We start from the raw sequence: 18,101 nt of genomic DNA on the forward strand, positions 1-18,101 counted from the left end.
AGGCTTTTAATTTGAAGGGTTTTATTCTTCAAGTAAATGATCCTTAAGTTCTAAAAACATACCCCCAATATTATCTAAAGTTGTTGCCTGAAAGAATACTTTCCATTTAAATTCAATATGAAATATTTTGTGAACAGTGAAAATTTATGAGAGTCATTCATGCAAAAGATAATTGAGGGTGTTAAACAATTCCAAAACTCAGTCGTGCCAACGCGGCAGGAGGAGTTTGAGCGTTTAGCGTCTGGCCAAGCCCCGGAAGTTTTATTCATTACCTGTTCTGACTCTAGAATTGACCCGTGCTTGTTAACACAAACCGTTCCAGGTCAGCTGTTCATCTGCCGAAACGCCGGTAATGTCGTGCCGCCGCATTCAAATCAAACTGGAGGCATGACCGCCTCGATTGAGTACGCTGTCGCAGTGTTGGGGATTGAGCACATCATTGTCTGCGGTCACAGCGACTGTGGCGCAATGAAAGGGGCAACGGATGTTTCTCAGTTGGGTGATCTACCCCACGTTAAGGAGTGGCTAGGGCATTGTCGTGCGGCGACCGCCGTAGTCAAGGAGAAGCGCGGCTGCATTGGGCCTGAGCACCTGGATGAAATTACGACTGAAAACATCAAGCTACAAATCCAGCATCTGCGCACTCATCCTGTGGTAGCGGCAAAGTTGGCAACCAAGCAGCTCAAGTTGCACGGCTGGATGTATCAACTTGAATCGGGTGACATACGAGTGCTCGATGAAGACAAAGACGAGTTTGTATCGATCAAAGAGCTGTAACCGTGTTAAGGTTTCACTATAAGTGGAATTTTATTCATTGCTACAAACTATCGTCTATATAAGTAACCCTCTTTGGTTAATTAACGTTAAACTTGTCAACAATTAGGAAGCCATTCAGAGTAGAATGCTTATTCTTAAGATTTGACTGTTTGTAGATCAAGGAGAACAACATGGCAGATGCCAACGCTACCGATGCCAACTGGCAAGATGAAGTGATTAGTGCAGATCTTCCTGTACTAGTTGATGTTTGGGCACCTTGGTGTGGCCCTTGTAAAATGGTTGGTCCAGCTCTTGAGCGCATCCATGCTGAAAATACTGACCGTTTTAAGTTAGTTATGGCAAATATGGAAGAGTTCGCAACTACCGCTGACGAACTGAACATCCGTGCAACCCCAACACTGATGATCTTCAAAGGTGGCGAATTGGTAGCGAAAAAATCCGGCGCCATGATGCAGAGCCAAATCAAACAGTGGTTAGATCAAAATATCTAAGCTGATTTGTTTTTGCATTGTTAAAAATAGCTCGATACGTCGGGCTATTTTTTTGCCACCAAGACCCGAAACGGTTGCTTTACTCCCATGCGCTCATGAAATCCCATGAGTCGGCCAACAACGGTTTGAGAAACCCGTTGTCCCTTCGCCATCAATAACATGCCGCTGTCTGAGAAAATATCTTCAGAAAACACCATGCCCGGTGCCAGTTCAGACAAATGAATATTTTTCGGAATCAACATTTCCCGGCCTTTATCCGCCGTTGCCGATAGCGCATCGATCTGTACGCCGTATTTGCCTTTGAAATGTTTGTGCAGTTTTTCGATTGCGTGATTATGGCTGGCCCCAGCCATGATTAAATCTTCATAGAGTCCAGCAAGATACAAAAGCCGAGCACCGACGATGATTGATTCTTTAACTGTGGGTTTTTCGCCGTTTTCTGGCGCTAGGCTCTCGGGATTATTTTGATTGCGAACCATGGTCGCAACGTCTTCTAAACGCGGAATTTTATGAAGCAGTTGATAAGAGACCTCGGGGTGATTCTTGACGAGTTCGGTTTCTTCCTCGTCGAGATCGGTGTGGGTGTACACTTTTTCTAACAAGTCAGGTGGCAGCGTAACGCAACCTAACTGTGAAAGTAGGGCGGCGATTTCGTATTGCCAGGTATTTTTAAGTCCGAGCTTCTTCGCCATTTTAGAGATGGTTCGGCTTAATCTTCCCGCTCGGCTAAACGCGACTGGATTGACCAAACTCAGGACTTCCGTCATGACTTCAACACTGCTGAATAACGTGGTTTTGAGTAAGTCAGCTTCAACTGATTGAGTTTGATAATCTTCGACGGCCTTACTGACAATTTCGATCAATTTATCGGGTGGGCACGGTTTGGCAAGAAATCGATAAACGCCGCCTTCATTCACTGCTCGACTGGCAGCTTCGGCATCGGCCTGGCCGGTCAGTAAAATTCGGATGGTTGATTCGTATTGCGCGCGCACTTCCGTCAAAAATTGCGCGCCGTCAATTTCCGGCATGCGCATATCGCTGATGACCACCGAAAATGGGCCAGCAGCGGCCAGAATTTTCAATCCTTCGGTCGCGCTCTCGGCGGTATAAACATTAAAGTATTTTCGCAGTATGTCTTTAACGCCGCTCAATAAATGGGGTTCATCATCAACAACTAACACTTTATGTCGATTCATCAGTAGTCTCTGCAATGTCAGGCGATTCTAAAATCGGGAGGATGATTTCAAATTGTGTTCCTTCGTTATCGGCACTAGAGACATTGATTTTACCGTTGTGCCCATCACAAATAATTCTATGAACCAGAGCTAATCCTTGCCCGGTACCTTTGCCAACTTGTTTGGTGGTAAAAAATGGATCGTAAATTTTATCGATGACTTCCGAGGGAATGCCCGAGCCGTTGTCCCAAATGGTAATGACAATATCGTTGTCGACTTTTCTTGTGGTTAGGGCAATTTTGCCAACGATGTCTGCCGGTGTGCTGCCAAAACGTTCTTCGATTGCGTGAGCTGAGTTGACAATCATATTTAATAACACTTGGCTCAGATCGCTGATATAACAATAGATTTGTGGGATATCGCCAAAATCTTTATCGACTTGAGCGTTGTATTTGTATTCGCTGCTGGCGACGAGCAAAGTACTTTCGATGGCTGTATTAATATCAGCTAATGCTTTTTGTTTGCTTTCACTGCGCGTGAAAGATTTCATTGCTTGAATTATTTCGCTGACCCGAGCAATACCTTGAGAGGCTCGATCGATACTTTCTGGAATTCTTTCGCTTAAATAATCGAGATCGAGCATCTCGTTAATTTCTGCAATTCTCTGTACTTTTGCGCTGTCTTTTTTGTCCACCAATTCTTCAAATTCTTTCAATCCCCGTTGTAAATCTTCGATGGATTCTTTTAAGAAAAAAATACTGTCGCCAACAAATTGAATGGGCGTATTGATTTCGTGAGCGATGCCCGCGGATAGTTGTCCTAACGCTTCCATTTTTTGCGAGAAACGTTGTTCAACTTCCATTGTTTCTCGGTGCGCCATTTCTTGTTGTAGTTTTTCTTGGGACTGTATTAATTCTTCGTTGATTTCGGTCAATCGCGCAGTGCGTCTTTGTACCCGCTTTTCCAACATGGCGTTCTCTTTGGAAAGCTCTTTTGCTGAATCTTCGCTTTTTTCCAATGAGGTTTGTTGGGCTTCCATCACCATTAAAAAATGGGTGATCGGTTCACACAGAGCAAAATCTTCTCGGCTAATACCCAATTCTTCGAGGCTTTTAAAATTGTCTGCCCAGGGTGAGCCTGCAAACAGCAAAAGCCCTTCTTCTTTTAATTCAAGAAATTGCCCTCTGAGCGACAGCTCCGTTTTTTGTCGAGGTTGAATAATGAAAACTTGGTTTAAATGACCGAGCAGTTCTTCGAAACCGGTGATTGCGGGACTGATGAATTGAAAGTGATGAAATAATGATTGTTGAAGATTACTTTCATCTAAATAACGGTTTAAGCTGGGACCAATAGCGCTTATTGCTCCGTTCGCTTCCACGAAGAAGTAAAAAGGGTAGAGTTTCGCTAGTTCGTCTTCTGTAACGTACATCGTCGTTGAGTATGCAGTAAGAATATCGTCATTTAATGGCTCTTATTTCAACTCTAGCACAAGAAAACTGGCGTCTAGCTGGCGGGCGGGAACATTTGTTGGATGTATTAGATTGAATGTTTTCAGGGGCTTGGGATAGAAATGTGATTGGTTCTAACGACGTTCACCTGGAACTTTCAAATCTGACATAAGTCGCAGAAATTATAGAATCGGCAGTTAATTTTATTGCCAATAGATTAGAAAAGTTCATTGCTATGTTGATTAAAAGTTATCGTAAAAATCATTTAACTGAAGCCGACGTTACCGACGAAAAAGTGTTTACGGATCGCCGTAAAATACTGAAATCTATGGGCTTTATTGGTGCAGGCAGTTTATTAGCTAACTCTGCTTCTGCCGGTTTTTTGGATTTCTTCACCGGCTCCGATGAGGCTGATTCCCAGCAGAAGGCAGCCGGTAAGGTAAGGCCTCTGGAGTTTTCAAAAGCTGAGGCCGATGGCCAGCACCTAACTTCCGAAGACAAAGTCACCAGCTACAATAATTTCTACGAATTTGGCTTGAGTAAAAGCGATCCTAAAGCCAATGCTCAAGGTTTTGTCACCGATCCTTGGAAGCTTGAAATCGCCGGAGAGGTCGACAACCCAATTACATTAGATCTGGATGATTTGTACGCAATTGGTCTTGAAGAGCGCATCTATCGTTTGCGTTGCGTTGAAGCCTGGTCAATGGTGATTCCTTGGATTGGCTTTTCACTCTCGGAATTGATCAAAAAGGCGAGTCCGAATAGCAAGGCCAAATACGTTGCCTTTGAAACCTTGCACGATCCGCAACAAATGCCGGGTCAGCGGAATCGATTCTTCGGTGGTGGCATTCAATACCCTTATGTTGAAGGTCTGCGCCTGGATGAGGCCATGAACCCACTCGCGTTTATGGCGATGGGTGTGTACGGTAAAACATTACCTCCGCAAAATGGCGCTCCTATTCGACTTATCGTGCCTTGGAAGTACGGGTTTAAGAGCATTAAATCCATCGTCAAAATCAGTTTGACTGAACAACGTCCTGCAACCAGTTGGAATATAGCCGCAGCGCACGAGTATGGCTTTTACGCCAACGTAAATCCAAAAGTTGATCACCCTCGCTGGAGCCAGGCAACGGAGCGACGTATCACTTCCGGTGGTTTGGGTTCAGATCGCCGTATTCGTACCGAAATGTTTAATGGTTACGGTGAAGAGGTTGCCTCTCTCTACACAGGATTGGATTTAACCAAACATTACTAATTTTTATCTTTCATTCAAAATTTGCACTTCTAGTGTGTCCGAACTTTTATTTAAACCGTTGTCTGAGTACGGCGGTTTAAATACCCTCAACGGTTAATCCGCGTAGTATTCATTGTGTGAGCCTCCGTCACTTTTATCGGGTAGGCTCTGTCGTTACGTTAATTGTCCGAAACCTTAAGTGTATGTTTTTAAATTGGCTGAAACCTAACACAATCCAAGCGCCCCATATTATTGGGTTAAAAACTCTGATCCATGTTGTTAGTTTGTATCTTCTGATTAGCACCTATTATCTCGCATTGACCGGAGACATTGGGGGCGATCCCGTGCAAACGTTAACGCACTTTACCGGGATTGGTGCATTTAATTTATTAATTTTAACCCTGTGTGTCTCACCGCTGGCCCGTTATCTCAGGCAGGGGCAATTATTGCGGGTGAGGCGTTTGATTGGTTTATACGCATTTGTTTATGCGGCGTGTCATTTGTACGTTTATGTTGCCTACGATCTTATTTATGACTGGACTTTATTGGTCAATGAAATCATTGATCGTCCATACATTACGGTTGGTTTTTCTGCACTATTAATACTGTTAGCGTTAACGGTTACCTCCCTCCCTGCGTTAATGCGCAAGATGGGAAAACGCTGGAAACATTTACATAATTTGATTTATGTAGCAGCCATTTTGGTAGGCATTCATTTCTTATGGTCTGTTAAATCCGATATAGTGGAGCCCACTCTCTATCTGGGAATTGTTGCCGTACTGCTGGTTCTCAGATACGAGAAATTGGCACGCTACTGGCGTAGATAAATGGGTGTAGGGAAATTAGTGTAAGTAATATGGGTTGTAGCACCGTATTCTTGCCATCCATTAACCAATACATGAAATTAAAAATAAATTTGTTGATAGGAGTGGTATCAATGAAAGTTTGGCAAAGTCTTGTCGGTATTGTCTTGATGATATCGGCCTTACCAACGTTAGCTCACAGTTCCAAAGATCCGATCGAATCCCTTGTGATATATCGCCACGCATTGTTTGGCTTAATTGACACTCATGTGGAAAAAATGGGCCATGTTGTAAAAGGTCATCAAGCTTACAATCAGGAAGAAATACAAATCAGTGCCGATGTTGTCGCTGCGTTGGCCAAAGTTGCCGAACAAGGGTTCGCAATAGAAAGCGCAGTAAAAGGTTCGGATGCGAAACCTGATGTGTGGAAAAACAAAGAAGATTTCGCCATAGAATTGCAACAGTTGATTGATACCAGCGAGGCGTTAGCCAACAATGCAGGGAATGAAGATGATTTTAAAACCAACTTTATCCCGTTGGTAAAAACCTGTAAGAGTTGCCACAACAAATACCGAAAATAGTGGTTAATTAGAGATTTCCCAGTTTCGGCAAATCAAAGCACGCTTTTCTTAAGATACATTCAACTATTGATTGAGCTTGGAAATACATTTATTTCAAGCTCAATCAGCGTGACTGAAACACAAACAATCACAGAAACATAAAGAGTAACGGAAACGCAATTAAGCCGTTAAAAACCAAGTTGCAACAATCACGATCGCAGCCGCAATGACAGCTAAAATTGGGGATTTGATTGCAGGCGTTTCAAGTGGTTGTGCTTGTATGGAATTATTTTCCAGTGTTTTTCTTCCCGTAATCATGGGGCGAACCAAATTTTCCCCTTTTAATAAATACAGGGCGATTGCCAGAATGTGGAGAATGACTAGTCCCAGAATGATATTAAATCCGGTGTGATGAATATCGATAATCATTTCCGCTAACTGCCCATTCGTGAGTGATCTGGCGAACGGACCTTCGTAGAAATAGCCGTCACTGGTGAACAAACCGCTGACCGTTTGAATCAATAATCCTGCAATTAACAATAACACCATTAGGCCGCCTGCTGGGTTGTGGCCCCATTCTTTATTCGGCGCAGAGCCACTTTCAGTGCTTTGTTTGGATTTCATCGATTTTATATACACCATTACCTCACCGGGCGAGCGAATAAATTGAGTAAACTTGGCGGTGTCACTGCCAATGAATCCCCAAACAATCCGAAAAACAATAAGTCCTAACAGCAATCGGCCCGCGCGCATGTGCCATTCCATCAGGTCATCTGCGATTTCAGCGCTGTACCATAAAAAAACGAGTAGGAGCACTAAGCTCCAGTGCCAAATTCTAATCGCTATATCCCAAATTTTTACGGATTGTGTATCGAGGGTATTCATAAAGATAAGTCTGTTTTTCTGGTGAGAATTTCTATTTACTGGCGTTGAAAAATAGTACGCTGTGCACCCAAATTTTATACCAATCAAGTCAAGAGAATTGTTATTCAATAACAGTATCTATTTTGTCGCCAAAGATCTATGCTTGGCACAATGCTCATAGGTAGGTGAGCACAAAATGGATGTTATAACTAGGTGCAGGAAATGACGGAAAAAGCAGCCGTTCGTGTTCTAAAACGAGCGAAAGCAACGCACATTATGATTGCTAACGCAAAAGGAGGCGTTGGCAAAACCACATTAACCACCAATTTGGCCTCGCAATTGTCCAGAATTGCGCCTGTTGGCGTGATGGATTTAGATCCGCAGGCAAGTTCTTCATTTTGGCTGCAACTGCGTGGTAAACGTGATCCTCAGATTTTATCGTTAAACTCGAAAGAGTTCGATCGCGGTCAGGTAACTCGCAGCTGGCTAGCTCATCAAGTTAGCCAACGAGTCAATTATGTTATCTGTGATACCCCAGCAGGTTTGCAAAGTCCAAAGTTGGATCAACTGCTAAAAGACACGGATATTTTACTCATTCCCGTGGCGCCCTCACAGATAGACATACACGCTACCGCAGGGTTTGTTAAATCGCTTTTATTGAATCCTCAGTATCGCGCTCGACCCGTGCGTTTGGGGGTGGTGATGAATCGAGTCAAACGTAACACGCTCAGTTTTCAAAAGCTTGAGAAGTTTTTGTCGAGTCTCAATATTCCCGTGGTTGGTTTGCTTCGAGATACACAAAGCTATCTTCGAGCGGTCGAAGAAGGAATGGGAATTAACGAGTTGCGGTCGTTTGCCGAAGAAGATCGAAAAGGGTGGTCTCAAATCATTCAGTGGATTCGCCACATTGAAAAATCCCGAGAAGTTGAAGCGCTGGAAAGAAAGCACGCGTTAAAAACAATTGAAGCTGGAACCACGCAATTGTTGGATACGCACTAGCGTTAACAGCTCTAACTGGTTTGTTCGGTATCTATCAATGAATCCGGCGTTAATTGATGGGCGGTTGTGTTCAATTCAGAGTCAACTTGGAATACTTCTGGCAGTGTTCGATCGCTGCGTTGATGGCTGAATTGAATCCACGCCAGTTGGAATTGTTCGGCAAAACTCACGCTGTAACCGCTGATAAAAGGCATTTTAAATTGCAAAAATTCCTCGGGTGCCGTGTCGTTTAGAGCGATTTTATTGTCAGTATTAAACGTGAAATAAAAACTTTTTAACGGTTTTTGTAATCCCAAACCGAGCGTTTTTATGTAGGCTTCTTTCAGCGTCCATATTTTAAAGAACGCCGTGGCGCTGCTCCCAATTTGCTCGCATTCTTTTTCATGGAAGTAATGTTGAGCAATGTCTGAATACTGACTGTTACGACCGATATTTTCCACATCCACACCAATTCGTCCCTGTGTATTCAGGGCAATCGCAATTAAATTCTTTGTATGGGAAACGTTAAAATCAATTGAGCTGCCTATCAGGGAAGGGCGACCATGTTTGGAGGTTTGGAATTGCATGGCATCCGGTGAACAACCGGTGATTTTTTCAAGTTGCTGTTTGAGCACAATGCGGGTCAGAAAAAACTGCTTTTGTGTGTCTCGGTGTTTGATTCGATGAAAACGCTCAACTTCTTCTTTGCTCAGCAACGAAAAATACGTACGTTCGAGTCGAGTAAAATCGAAATCTTCGTAACGGCACAGCAACAATTGATTGGTTAATTTCGCAGTCATATTCAACCTGATTCAGCCCTTCGTGAGCAGAGAATTAAGAGCTAGGAATTATAACCGCGAGATCATCAGGAAGGACAGACACCACGCACTTGAGTGCCATTGCGGCGATAGCAAGTGCCGTTGTTGGTCATTAAACCGCTGTTGAATTTTCCTTCGAAGCGATCGCCACGAGGATTCCAGAAAGTACCAATTCCATCTTTTTTGTCGCTCTTCCAGTTGCCCTTGTACTTCGAGCCGTCGGCGTAGTCCATAGAGCCTTGACCGTCGCGCTTTCCATTTTCAAATTCGCCCTCATACCGGCTGCCAGAAGTCCACTCGTAAATGCCCCAACCGTGTGGCGTGTTACCTGTTAAGCAATCGCCGCTGTAGTAGTTGCCGGATTGATAATTCAGTGTGCATTTTCTGTCGTTGCTTCTGGTTTCGTTGGCCGAGCTTGCAACGGTAAATACAGGGTTCGATTCGCCCTCTGGTGTGAATGCCGTGAACAAACTTGAAAGCGAATAAACAACAAAACCAGCTACCAACACAAAGCCCAGCGCAAAGTATTTTAAACCGCTTTTTACGGGTTGGTTTTCGTCATCACCAGGTGCGGAAGATTTCGCTGAGAATAGATTAAGTAATACGTTCGACAAGCCTTTTAACGCCCAGCCAGAATCTGTGTTGGCGTGAGCCATGGTTTCCAATTCTTTCAGGTGAAATTCTTCGGCTTGCGGATTATTTTTCACCGTTGTTGTTTGGCTAGAGGTTTCTAAATGCTCTACCTTGCCGTGTTCGATGTATCTTGCCGTGGTTTTAAATCCAGAAATCTGGGAACTGTCGATTGCGGTAATTGGGTAGCGTTTTGCTTTAAACGCGACAGTGACTTCAACACCGAGCTTAAGCGGTTTGTTAATTTTTAAGATGATGTTGTGTGGCTTATTGGGCGATTCCTGGTGCATGGTGGCGCCAACAAGCTCGATCCACTGACCTTCGATATCGGCGCGGAAATCCGATAAAGACACACCTTGATGCGCAATCAGCTCTCGATTCAGAGTAATTTTAATGGTGTCGTCGTCGATTGAAATGATTTCTGGCGGCGAAGTGGGTTTGGCGGTATCGATTGGTTGTGTGGCTTTTTTTAGCCGAATCGCTTCCAGTAAACCTGGAGAATTAGCTACCGACGGCCGAGTTCCCGAAATTTTAACCGGTAAATTGGTGACAAATGCCTCGATTGCGCTGTCGGTTGTGGTCGACCACATGAGTATTTGTCGGGGATGGTAATGAACCTCGATTTCTTTAGCCGTTGGCAGGTCTTCGTCCATGACCAAAACGACAACACTGCGAGTACTGTCGTCGACTTCTTTGAGTTCTAACAACACCGGACGAATAGTGGTGGCAGGCGCAGAAGTCGTTGCTGGAAAGGTGACGGAAAAATCATCCGCACTCGGTGCTAAATCAGCATCAATCTTTTGGTTGAACGATAATTTAAGGAACGACCCGGCAATCGTTGCTGAGAGAATCTCAAATTGATCTTGGTGTGGCGTCGACCGATCAGCGGTGGGGCTCAAATGCATAACTTCGTCGGATAAGTGGAATGTTCAATAAGTTTTAAGTCGTCCTATTGTGCCTTGTAAAAACACACGAAACACCCGTGTCACTAGTAATTTATAGCTTAAGGAGCTCGAAGACCTAGTGTCGGATTGCAGAAATTTGAAATCGTTCTGCAATTTCGAAAAATGTTAACGCGTTCAAAATTAATTTTGTGGATTAATGCTGATTTTGACGAATTCAACACAGCATCCTAATTTTTGAACAGTAATTATACAAAATAGTTTGCAATACTGATTCAAAATCATAGTGTGTGTCAAATATTCTCTCGCTACACAGAATGACGCGCAGTTTTATCCGACGGGTACGTTTATCCGGCTTGTGCTATTTAATCCGATTTCTACTGGGGATTTGCTTGGTAAACCCCGTTCGATTTGACCTTGTGCGGTCGAATGCTGAATTGATGAGCTGATTTGGCTCGTCGCTCATCTCTCGGTGCCATACCAATGTATTCCCGATACACCTTGCTGAAATGCGGCATAGACACAAAACCGCATTCGTTGGCGATGGTGACGATTGGGTTTTGGGTTTCTCGAAGCAGAGTTTGTGCTTTGGCAAGGCGGAGTTTGAGGTAGAAACGAGACGGTGAGCAATTGAGGTGTTTTTGAAAAAGTCGTTCAAGTTGGCGTCGTGAAAGACTGATGTAGCTGGCCAAATCGTTCAGGTTTAACGGCTCTTCCAAATTGTTTTCCATCAACGTAACCGATTCTGCCAATTTTGGTTGTTGAGTACTCAGTTGTTCGCGAAGACTGGTTTTAGAGAACTTCTGCTTGGCCATTGTGTACAGAGGGCAAATGTCCAATTGGTTTTTGATCTGACCTAAAACGTCGAGTGCTAGATGATTGCTGGAGTGTTTGGCGATGAGTGATAAAACAAGATTGGCGGGATTGTTCGTGCTGTAACCGTCGTTGATGTCATGCAACCACTGATTATCTTTTAACCATTGTGGCGAGCAGCTGGGTAGATTCAGGGCTTGATTGCCGTGGGCGGATATCGGTTCTCTTTCTGAGTTAGCGCAGCCGTTTGATGTCAGTAACGCCCAGCTGATGCCTCTGTCTGTCCAGGCATTTAGCAACTCCAGTTGATTGGGATCTTGTTTGAATTGCTCGACTGAGGTGATTACCACAAGCGCGTCAAAGTGAGAATCCAAATTCAACGAGTCGTCACAGGCGATGGAAAAACCGCCATCAGAAGGAACGTTTTTGCCGTCCAGGCTGAGTGTTTTCCAGGTGAATTTTTGTCGTTTTAATATTTTGTTGGCCGCTTCCAGTAACGAGGTGGCCGTAGTTAGATAGAAAGAAGGAAAGTTGTTGGTTAGAAGAAAGGCGACTTGGCAAGCTGAATTTTGGTCAGAAACTGCACTCATTTTACTTTCCTTTCGGTCCCTAATTACCTGAATCAAGTAATTATTGGTGGCTTAAACGGTTAAGTTGTGACTTCTGGCAAAGGCCTTATTGTTGCTTTAAACCAGTTTGGCGTTTTTTTAATAAGATACTGGTTTTATGTATCGGAAATGTTGCGGAAACAATAAAAATAAAGCTTGTGCTTTATTTGGTCAGAAAATAGTGTGTTTTTTTGCTGATTAATCAGTCTTTGTACACAGTTTACGCAACCTGTTATCAGTAAGACGACTGTAATAAATTTGTAATCAAAAATAATTCTTGAAAGATGTTACAGGATTCGGTGGCGCTTAAATAGGTATTCAACGAGGAAAAGAAGACGCAATCAGTCGATAAGGCAGAAAATGTGGGTCGTTAAAAACCAAAAAAGCGGAGGATAACCCCCGCCTTTTGGTTTCACTGACTATGAAACTGTGCCGATTGTTGAATTAACAACCCTCAGCGAATTGCTCTTTGTAGTGCAAAATATCAGCAGCTGCCAATGCGCTCATGTTGAAGATCGCTCTTGGTGAAGCTGAGTTCACGATAACGTGTGCTGGACGAGCCAGACCGGATAGGAATGGTCCAACCATCAAGCCATTCGCTTTGCGGCGCAGTAAGCCCAGTGTGATGTGAGCGGCGTCGATGTTCGGGAAAATCAACAAGTTTGCTGAGCCCTTCAATTGGCTGTGCTTAAAGATGTTGTCGCGATACGCGGTATCGAGCGCTGCCATCGAGTGCATTTCACCGTCTAGCTCAACGTCAGGAAGCAACTCGCGCAATGTTTCTGCCGCTTTACGCATTTTCAGCGCTGACGGCGCGTTTGAGGTTCCGAAGTTAGAGTGCGACATCAACGATACGCGAGGCTCTAGGCCGAAGCGTTTAACTTGGTTAATGGCAGACAAGGTGATTTGAACCAGCTCATCGGCGGTTGGATCAACATTGGCGAAACAGTCAGCCAAGAACAGAGGGCCGTCTTTCATGATCAGAGTCGAAAGCGTGCTCAACTGAGGTTGCGCGGGATTGCGGCCAATGATTTCGCTGATGTGACGAAGGTGGTAATCGTAACGACCAACTTTACCCGCCAACATGCCGTCTACGGTGCCTTCGCGAACCAACATCGCCGCCATGACAGTCGCGTGGGTACGCAACATGGTAACGCAGGCGTCGAAAGAGTTTCCTTTGCGGCCAACGATGGCGTGGTAGCGCTCACTCAATGAGTGAATCAAATCTTCGTCTTCTGGGTTAACCACTTGAATGTTATCGCCAAGTTTTAGACGAAGGCCCAACTGTTTGATTTTCGCTTCAATGACTTGTGGACGACCGATAAGTACCGGCATGGTAACTTGTTCGTCGACAACTTTTTGTACTGCGTGAAGTACGATTTCGTTTTCACCTTCAGCGTATGCCAATTGTTCTTCGCCGCGCTGAGCTGCCGAAACAATGGGTTGCATGAACATGCTTGAGCGAACAACGTAACCGTTGAGCTGTTGCTGGTAAGCGTCTAGATCTTCGATTGGACGTGTGGCAACACCGGAATCCATCGCCGCTTTTACAACCGCTGGAGGAATGGTTGCAATCAAGCGTGAATCGAACGGCTTTGGAATGATGTAATCTGGGCCAAAGCGCAGTTTTTCGCCAGCGTAAGCTTTGTGAACTTCGTGCGTGGATTCTTGCATAGCCAATTCGGCGATGGCTTTCACACACGCAATTTTCATTTCCTCGTTAATGGTGGTTGCACCGCAATCCAACGCGCCACGGAAAATGAATGGGAAACACAAAACGTTGTTTACTTGGTTTGGATAGTCTGAACGACCAGTTGCGATAATGCAGTCTGGGCGAGCTTCCTTGGCAATTTCTGGAAGAATTTCTGGCACTGGGTTGGCCATTGCCAATACCAATGGGTTGCGTGCCATGGTTTTCAGCATTTCTGGGGTCATGGTGCCAGGACCAGAGAGACCCAAGAAAATATCGGCATCCACCAATACTTCAGCCAAAGTACGCTTATCAGTAACTTGGGCGTACTCTTCTTTGTATTTGTTCATACCTTCTGGACGACCGCTGTAAATCAAACCGCGGCTGTCACAGATATAGACGTTCTCTTTTTTGAGGCCCATGCTGACCATAAGGTTGATACAGGCGATACTTGCCGCACCTGCACCGGAGGCAACAAGAACAACGTCTTCGATTTTTTTCTCAACGATTTTTAAACCGTTGTAAACCGCAGCCGCAGCTACGATTGCTGTACCGTGTTGGTCGTCATGGAATACAGGGATGTCCATGCGCTCACGACACAAGCGTTCAATTTCAAAACACTCAGGTGCCTTGATATCTTCTAAGTTGATGCCACCGAAAGTCGGCTCAAGGGCAACAACAAAATCAACGAAGCGATTAACGTCGGGCTCATTCACTTCGATGTCGAATACATCAATGTTAGCGAATTTTTTAAATAAAACCGCTTTACCTTCCATTACAGGTTTTGACGCTAGGGGGCCGATATTACCCAAACCCAATACTGCGGTACCGTTGGAGATAACGCCAACTAGGTTTCCGCGAGCAGTCATTTCTGCCGCCGCAGCTGGGTTTTCCTCAATCAATTGACAAGCGTAAGCGACGCCAGGTGAATAAGCGCGCGCCAGGTCAGATTGAGTGTCTAGTGTGGTTGTCGGTGTAATTTCCAGTTTGCCGGGCTTAGGCAAACGGTGGTAGTTCAATGATGCTTCTTTAAAAATTTCTTCTGGGCTTTTATCGGACATTCACCCTCTCCTTACTTTGGGAGTCTATTCGGCGGACGAGCATATTAATGGGAAAAGTTGTAAAGCGATAGACTAAAGTATAACTGTCTATCTAAATTACGTAACTGTACTTAATTGGGTGTTAATGTTTTGTAACAGCGGTGTGATAAGGAGTCGCCATTAGGTGCTTTTTGTTGCGGCTGTATACGCAAACTAGACTGTGCCTTCGCTTTTTGAGCATCTGCAACATGAATTTAAATATTAAAATTTAATTTCTTTCTTAGTTTTTGTTTTATCTATTATTACACGAATAATTATGATTAAAGAAATTAATAAAAATCTCTTTACGGAAAAACCGACAGAAACATTCTACCACTACACCACTTTGGGTGGATTAATGGGCATTGTCGAGTCGAAAATGTTACGTGCCAGTGACATTCGATACATGAATGATTCTACCGAATTGAAACACTCCATTGCGTTGCTCAAAGAAGAAATAAACAGACGTATCGAGTCCGGTAACGAAAATCCACAACTGCTTAATCAATTTTCGTTATGGCTCTCCCACCGGGTAGTGAATGGGCCTATGTTATTTGGCGCTTCTTTTCGAACGAATGGCAATTTATTAAGCCAGTGGCGGGGTTATAGCACACACGGTAAAGGCATAAGTCTGGGGTTTAATCCTCGTTATATCGCTATGTGCGCGTCCTTTCACGGCTTTAAAATTGGCAAGTGTATCTACGATCCGCAAACACAAAGGCAATTAGTTGGCCAGGTTGTCGATGCTGTGGAATCTTTAGCCAAATCCTCCTGTGGTGGCTCTAGAACTGAATCGAAAGACTACCAATCTGAAGTGTTTGAAAAAGTTGAAGGTGATTTACTAACAATTTCTGCCATTTTAAAACATCCGTCGTTTCAAGAAGAACAGGAATGGCGAATTGTTTCTCCGGTCATTCCTTCGAGTGACGGATACCCCATTCAATTTCGCGAAGGTTTATCCATGTTGGTACCGTTTTACGCGTTTGATTTTACACGGGGCGATTCGCGCCAGGCGTTGGAGCTGCAACATGTTTATATCGGTCCGACCAGTAACAGCGAATTATCCATGAAATCCTTATCGCGTTATTTAGATGTGCATGGATCAACACCGAAAGACGGTATTACCTATTGCCAAATTCCATATCGGCAAAAATAAAATATAAAACAATGTATGTGTCGACAGAATTTAGGCGCTCACTGAATAATCGACAATAGCAAAATTATTTTTGCCATTATGTTTTATCTTATACATGGTTCTATCTGCGCGTTTCAGTAGCGATTCCTTCTGGGCTTGAACGCCCTGAGGCACAAAAACGACGCCAATGCTTGCGCCAATGCAAACGTGTGTTTGTTCGGTTAAATGAATCGGAAATTTAAAACTGTCGACAATTCTTCGAGCAATAACCGCTGATTGGGTTTGGTCCATGTTATCCAACAAGATATTAAACTCGTCGCCACCAATCCTTGCGCAGTAGTCGTTTTGACGAATCACTTCTTGCAATTGATTGGCAACGTACAGCAGAACTTGATCGCCAACATCGTGACCTAAACGGTCATTGACTTGTTTAAATTGGTCTAAATCAATCGTCATTAAGGTTAGGCTTTGTAATCCTTGCGCGGTTTTGTTGATGCGCTTTTTGAATTCTTGATCGAAACCCAATCGATTCCCTAGCTGAGTTAACGGATCTGTGCGAGCTTGGAGTTTGGCTTCTAAGCTTTCTTTTTTCAGCGCTGTGATGTCGTTGATGATTGCCATGACCGAGGTATCGTCGACGGGCGTTAAGCTAATTTGTAACCAAATCCCCCCATCTGGGGCATTATTTGGGTAAAAAATTTCTAAGTGTAGGCGTGTTGAGTCTTTTAGGCAGACGGATAATTCCGTTTGAACTTCGTAGTCGTTAGCAGCGAGTAAATTAATAAGATTGGTTCCGGTGTCTGCTTCGCTGTTAATGGACTGGCAGATAAATGTGCAGGCATTGTTGAGCGACAAAATTTTACCGTCTCGATCACTCAAGGCAATTCCGGAGCGGGCATTGTCGTATATGGCTTGGAACTTTCGCTGCTGAATCTCGCTTTTGTTTCTCAGCAGGCGCTCTGTTTTCACCAGGTTATACATTCGTTCGATTAAGTGATTGATGTAGCCTCGTAAAGCATCAACCTCCGATTTTTTTGTGGTTAAGGGTAAGACTTCGCCTTTTTCCAAATCCAAATTGTTGATGTCTTCCAAGAATGCTTCAACTTTAGGTTTTATGTATTGCCAAATGAAAAGCGCGATGATGAGCGAAACTGCCAGGGTTTGCAGTGCTAGAGGCATGAGCAAATTGAATAAGTAACTGCGATTGAGTCGGCTGATCACCGCCTGATTCAACTCTACTTTAATAACACCGACGACTTCTCCGGTATCGAAAGGCGAATACAGCTCTTTATTCACGGCAACATTAAAGGTCTGAATTTCTTTGTGATCGCTCGATAACTCATTATTACTTGAATCTAATAAGGTGGCCTTGGCAACAAGATCGTTGCTGAGTAAGCCCCGGACAATTTCTTTGGCGAGATTCTTATCGTTGAGAAACGCGGCCACTTGCGCGCTGGGTTCTACCGTGTTCAGTAAGCCGTTTGCAGAGGATAAGGTGTTGAGACGAATGGATTCCTTGCCGATTGAGTAATTGAGCGCAATATTAATCGCGCCGATACAAACCACAAAAAGTATAAATACCACGAGGGCCTGAAAAACCAAGCTGTTTCTGAGCTTAAGCGAGTGCACTAAGGTTCCTTTAATACATAAACCACTTTTAGATCATCGTGCAGATCGGGTTGAAATTCTGACGCGGGTAAATAGGCAATGGCGCCTTTGTAGTCGCGTAACATTTTTCTGATTTCAGTGTAGCTCGTGATTTGTTTGGGGGGAGTGGCATCGCCAGAAAACATCAGCCTTGCCCAGTAAGATTGAACTTCCGATAAACTTCTCTTGATCAGCTGCTCGTAAAATAACGCTTTTGTTTGTTTGTCACTTCGAATATCCAAAGGGATCACATTGCTTTCTTCGCCAAGAAAATGACTTCGGCCCATAAAAATATTAATGACTTGTGAGCGATTGAGCTTATCGACGGAGGTATTAGCGTTAACGACAACGAAAATTTCTTCAGCATTTACCGGCACACACAGAACGAGCGCGAACCCGAGCCAGAGCGAGCGATTCCATTGCCTCATTTTTCGAATCATCGCGTGCAT

The 18,101-nt window shown here is 44.1% G+C and carries 16 protein-coding genes; 7 read left to right on the top strand and 9 right to left on the bottom strand.

The features are described 5' to 3' along the window. The first annotated feature begins 159 nt into the window (after positions 1–159). Entirely contained in the window at positions 160–777 is a 618-nt protein-coding gene (locus LU361_RS08055) for a carbonic anhydrase (protein ID WP_233088344.1), read from the top strand. Positions 778–947: 170 nt separating this feature from the next. Beyond that, positions 948–1,268 (top strand): thioredoxin, encoded by a 321-nt coding sequence (trxA, locus tag LU361_RS08060; RefSeq protein ID WP_233088345.1) that lies wholly within the window; start codon positions 948–950, stop codon positions 1,266–1,268. 44 nt (positions 1,269–1,312) lie between these two features. On the opposite strand, the gene LU361_RS08065 is transcribed toward trxA, so the two are convergent. Then, positions 1,313–2,464 carry a response regulator gene (locus tag LU361_RS08065; protein ID WP_233088346.1) on the bottom strand — a complete coding sequence of 384 codons (1,152 nt, stop codon included), beginning with the start codon at positions 2,462–2,464 and terminating at the stop codon, positions 1,313–1,315. Beyond that, a complete protein-coding gene (locus tag LU361_RS08070) occupies positions 2,451–3,872 on the bottom strand; it encodes an ATP-binding protein (RefSeq protein WP_233088347.1) in 1,422 nt (473 codons plus the stop codon). The genes LU361_RS08065 and LU361_RS08070 overlap by 14 nt, the downstream gene beginning before the upstream one ends. A 254-nt stretch (positions 3,873–4,126) precedes the next feature. On the opposite strand from LU361_RS08070, the gene msrP reads away from it, so the two are divergent. The 3 genes from msrP (at position 4,127) to LU361_RS08085 (ending at position 6,509) form a co-directional block, all read left to right on the top strand. Next, positions 4,127–5,146 (top strand): protein-methionine-sulfoxide reductase catalytic subunit MsrP, encoded by a 1,020-nt coding sequence (msrP, locus tag LU361_RS08075; RefSeq protein WP_233088348.1) that lies wholly within the window; start codon positions 4,127–4,129, stop codon positions 5,144–5,146. 182 nt (positions 5,147–5,328) lie between these two features. After that, on the top strand, positions 5,329–5,952 hold the full coding sequence (gene msrQ / locus LU361_RS08080) for a protein-methionine-sulfoxide reductase heme-binding subunit MsrQ (protein WP_286206461.1): 624 nt from the start codon (positions 5,329–5,331) through the stop codon (positions 5,950–5,952). A 110-nt stretch (positions 5,953–6,062) separates the two neighbouring features. Beyond that, a complete protein-coding gene (locus LU361_RS08085) occupies positions 6,063–6,509 on the top strand; it encodes a c-type cytochrome (protein ID WP_233088350.1) in 447 nt (148 codons plus the stop codon). Between the two features lie 159 nt (positions 6,510–6,668). On the opposite strand, the gene LU361_RS08090 is transcribed toward LU361_RS08085, so the two are convergent. Beyond that, complete coding sequence (locus tag LU361_RS08090) at positions 6,669–7,373, bottom strand: cytochrome b/b6 domain-containing protein (RefSeq protein WP_233088351.1); 705 nt, start codon at positions 7,371–7,373, stop codon at positions 6,669–6,671. Between the two features lie 201 nt (positions 7,374–7,574). Between LU361_RS08090 and LU361_RS08095 the strand changes: the two genes are divergently transcribed. Next, the gene (locus tag LU361_RS08095) at positions 7,575–8,351 is read left to right on the top strand and encodes a ParA family protein (RefSeq protein ID WP_233088352.1); all 777 of its coding nucleotides are present in this window, start codon (positions 7,575–7,577) and stop codon (positions 8,349–8,351) included. A gap of 11 nt (positions 8,352–8,362) precedes the next feature. Here LU361_RS08095 and LU361_RS08100 read toward each other — a convergent pair whose 3' ends face one another. From LU361_RS08100 to LU361_RS08115, 4 genes are all read right to left on the bottom strand, one after another. Then, on the bottom strand, positions 8,363–9,130 hold the full coding sequence (locus tag LU361_RS08100) for a 4'-phosphopantetheinyl transferase family protein (RefSeq protein WP_233088353.1): 768 nt from the start codon (positions 9,128–9,130) through the stop codon (positions 8,363–8,365). Positions 9,131–9,195: 65 nt separating this feature from the next. Beyond that, positions 9,196–10,683 carry an MORN repeat-containing protein gene (locus LU361_RS08105; protein WP_233088354.1) on the bottom strand — a complete coding sequence of 496 codons (1,488 nt, stop codon included), beginning with the start codon at positions 10,681–10,683 and terminating at the stop codon, positions 9,196–9,198. A gap of 374 nt (positions 10,684–11,057) precedes the next feature. Continuing rightward, positions 11,058–12,083 (bottom strand): GlxA family transcriptional regulator, encoded by a 1,026-nt coding sequence (locus LU361_RS08110; RefSeq protein ID WP_233088355.1) that lies wholly within the window; start codon positions 12,081–12,083, stop codon positions 11,058–11,060. Between the two features lie 462 nt (positions 12,084–12,545). Beyond that, entirely contained in the window at positions 12,546–14,852 is a 2,307-nt protein-coding gene (locus LU361_RS08115; protein ID WP_233088356.1) for an NADP-dependent malic enzyme, read from the bottom strand. Between the two features lie 295 nt (positions 14,853–15,147). Between LU361_RS08115 and LU361_RS08120 the strand changes: the two genes are divergently transcribed. After that, positions 15,148–16,026: a DUF2971 domain-containing protein gene (locus tag LU361_RS08120; protein ID WP_233088357.1), complete on the top strand. Its 879-nt coding sequence runs from the start codon at positions 15,148–15,150 to the stop codon at positions 16,024–16,026. A gap of 30 nt (positions 16,027–16,056) precedes the next feature. Here LU361_RS08120 and LU361_RS20295 read toward each other — a convergent pair whose 3' ends face one another. Together LU361_RS20295 and LU361_RS08130 are read right to left on the bottom strand one after the other, a co-directional pair. Further along, entirely contained in the window at positions 16,057–17,634 is a 1,578-nt protein-coding gene (locus LU361_RS20295; RefSeq protein ID WP_233088358.1) for a sensor domain-containing diguanylate cyclase, read from the bottom strand. Continuing rightward, on the bottom strand, positions 17,634–18,080 hold the full coding sequence (locus LU361_RS08130) for a hypothetical protein (protein WP_233088359.1): 447 nt from the start codon (positions 18,078–18,080) through the stop codon (positions 17,634–17,636). Before LU361_RS08130 ends, LU361_RS20295 begins: the two co-directional genes overlap by 1 nt. Positions 18,081–18,101 lie beyond the last annotated feature (21 nt).

It is taken from the genome of Sessilibacter corallicola (genome assembly GCF_021290925.1).
Taxonomy (GTDB): Bacteria; Pseudomonadota; Gammaproteobacteria; order Pseudomonadales; family Cellvibrionaceae; genus Sessilibacter; species Sessilibacter corallicola.

Coding starts and splice junctions, on each gene's coding strand:
- LU361_RS08055 (WP_233088344.1), top strand. CDS start 160: ATGCAAAAGATAATTGAGGGTGTTAAACAATTCCAAAACTCAGTCGTG.
- trxA (WP_233088345.1), top strand. CDS start 948: ATGGCAGATGCCAACGCTACCGATGCCAACTGGCAAGATGAAGTGATT.
- LU361_RS08065 (WP_233088346.1), bottom strand. CDS start 2,464: ATGAATCGACATAAAGTGTTAGTTGTTGATGATGAACCCCATTTATTG.
- LU361_RS08070 (WP_233088347.1), bottom strand. CDS start 3,872: ATGTACGTTACAGAAGACGAACTAGCGAAACTCTACCCTTTTTACTTC.
- msrP (WP_233088348.1), top strand. CDS start 4,127: ATGTTGATTAAAAGTTATCGTAAAAATCATTTAACTGAAGCCGACGTT.
- msrQ (WP_286206461.1), top strand. CDS start 5,329: ATGTTTTTAAATTGGCTGAAACCTAACACAATCCAAGCGCCCCATATT.
- LU361_RS08085 (WP_233088350.1), top strand. CDS start 6,063: ATGAAAGTTTGGCAAAGTCTTGTCGGTATTGTCTTGATGATATCGGCC.
- LU361_RS08090 (WP_233088351.1), bottom strand. CDS start 7,373: ATGAATACCCTCGATACACAATCCGTAAAAATTTGGGATATAGCGATT.
- LU361_RS08095 (WP_233088352.1), top strand. CDS start 7,575: ATGACGGAAAAAGCAGCCGTTCGTGTTCTAAAACGAGCGAAAGCAACG.
- LU361_RS08100 (WP_233088353.1), bottom strand. CDS start 9,130: ATGACTGCGAAATTAACCAATCAATTGTTGCTGTGCCGTTACGAAGAT.
- LU361_RS08105 (WP_233088354.1), bottom strand. CDS start 10,683: ATGCATTTGAGCCCCACCGCTGATCGGTCGACGCCACACCAAGATCAA.
- LU361_RS08110 (WP_233088355.1), bottom strand. CDS start 12,083: ATGAGTGCAGTTTCTGACCAAAATTCAGCTTGCCAAGTCGCCTTTCTT.
- LU361_RS08115 (WP_233088356.1), bottom strand. CDS start 14,852: ATGTCCGATAAAAGCCCAGAAGAAATTTTTAAAGAAGCATCATTGAAC.
- LU361_RS08120 (WP_233088357.1), top strand. CDS start 15,148: ATGATTAAAGAAATTAATAAAAATCTCTTTACGGAAAAACCGACAGAA.
- LU361_RS08130 (WP_233088359.1), bottom strand. CDS start 18,080: ATGAGGCAATGGAATCGCTCGCTCTGGCTCGGGTTCGCGCTCGTTCTG.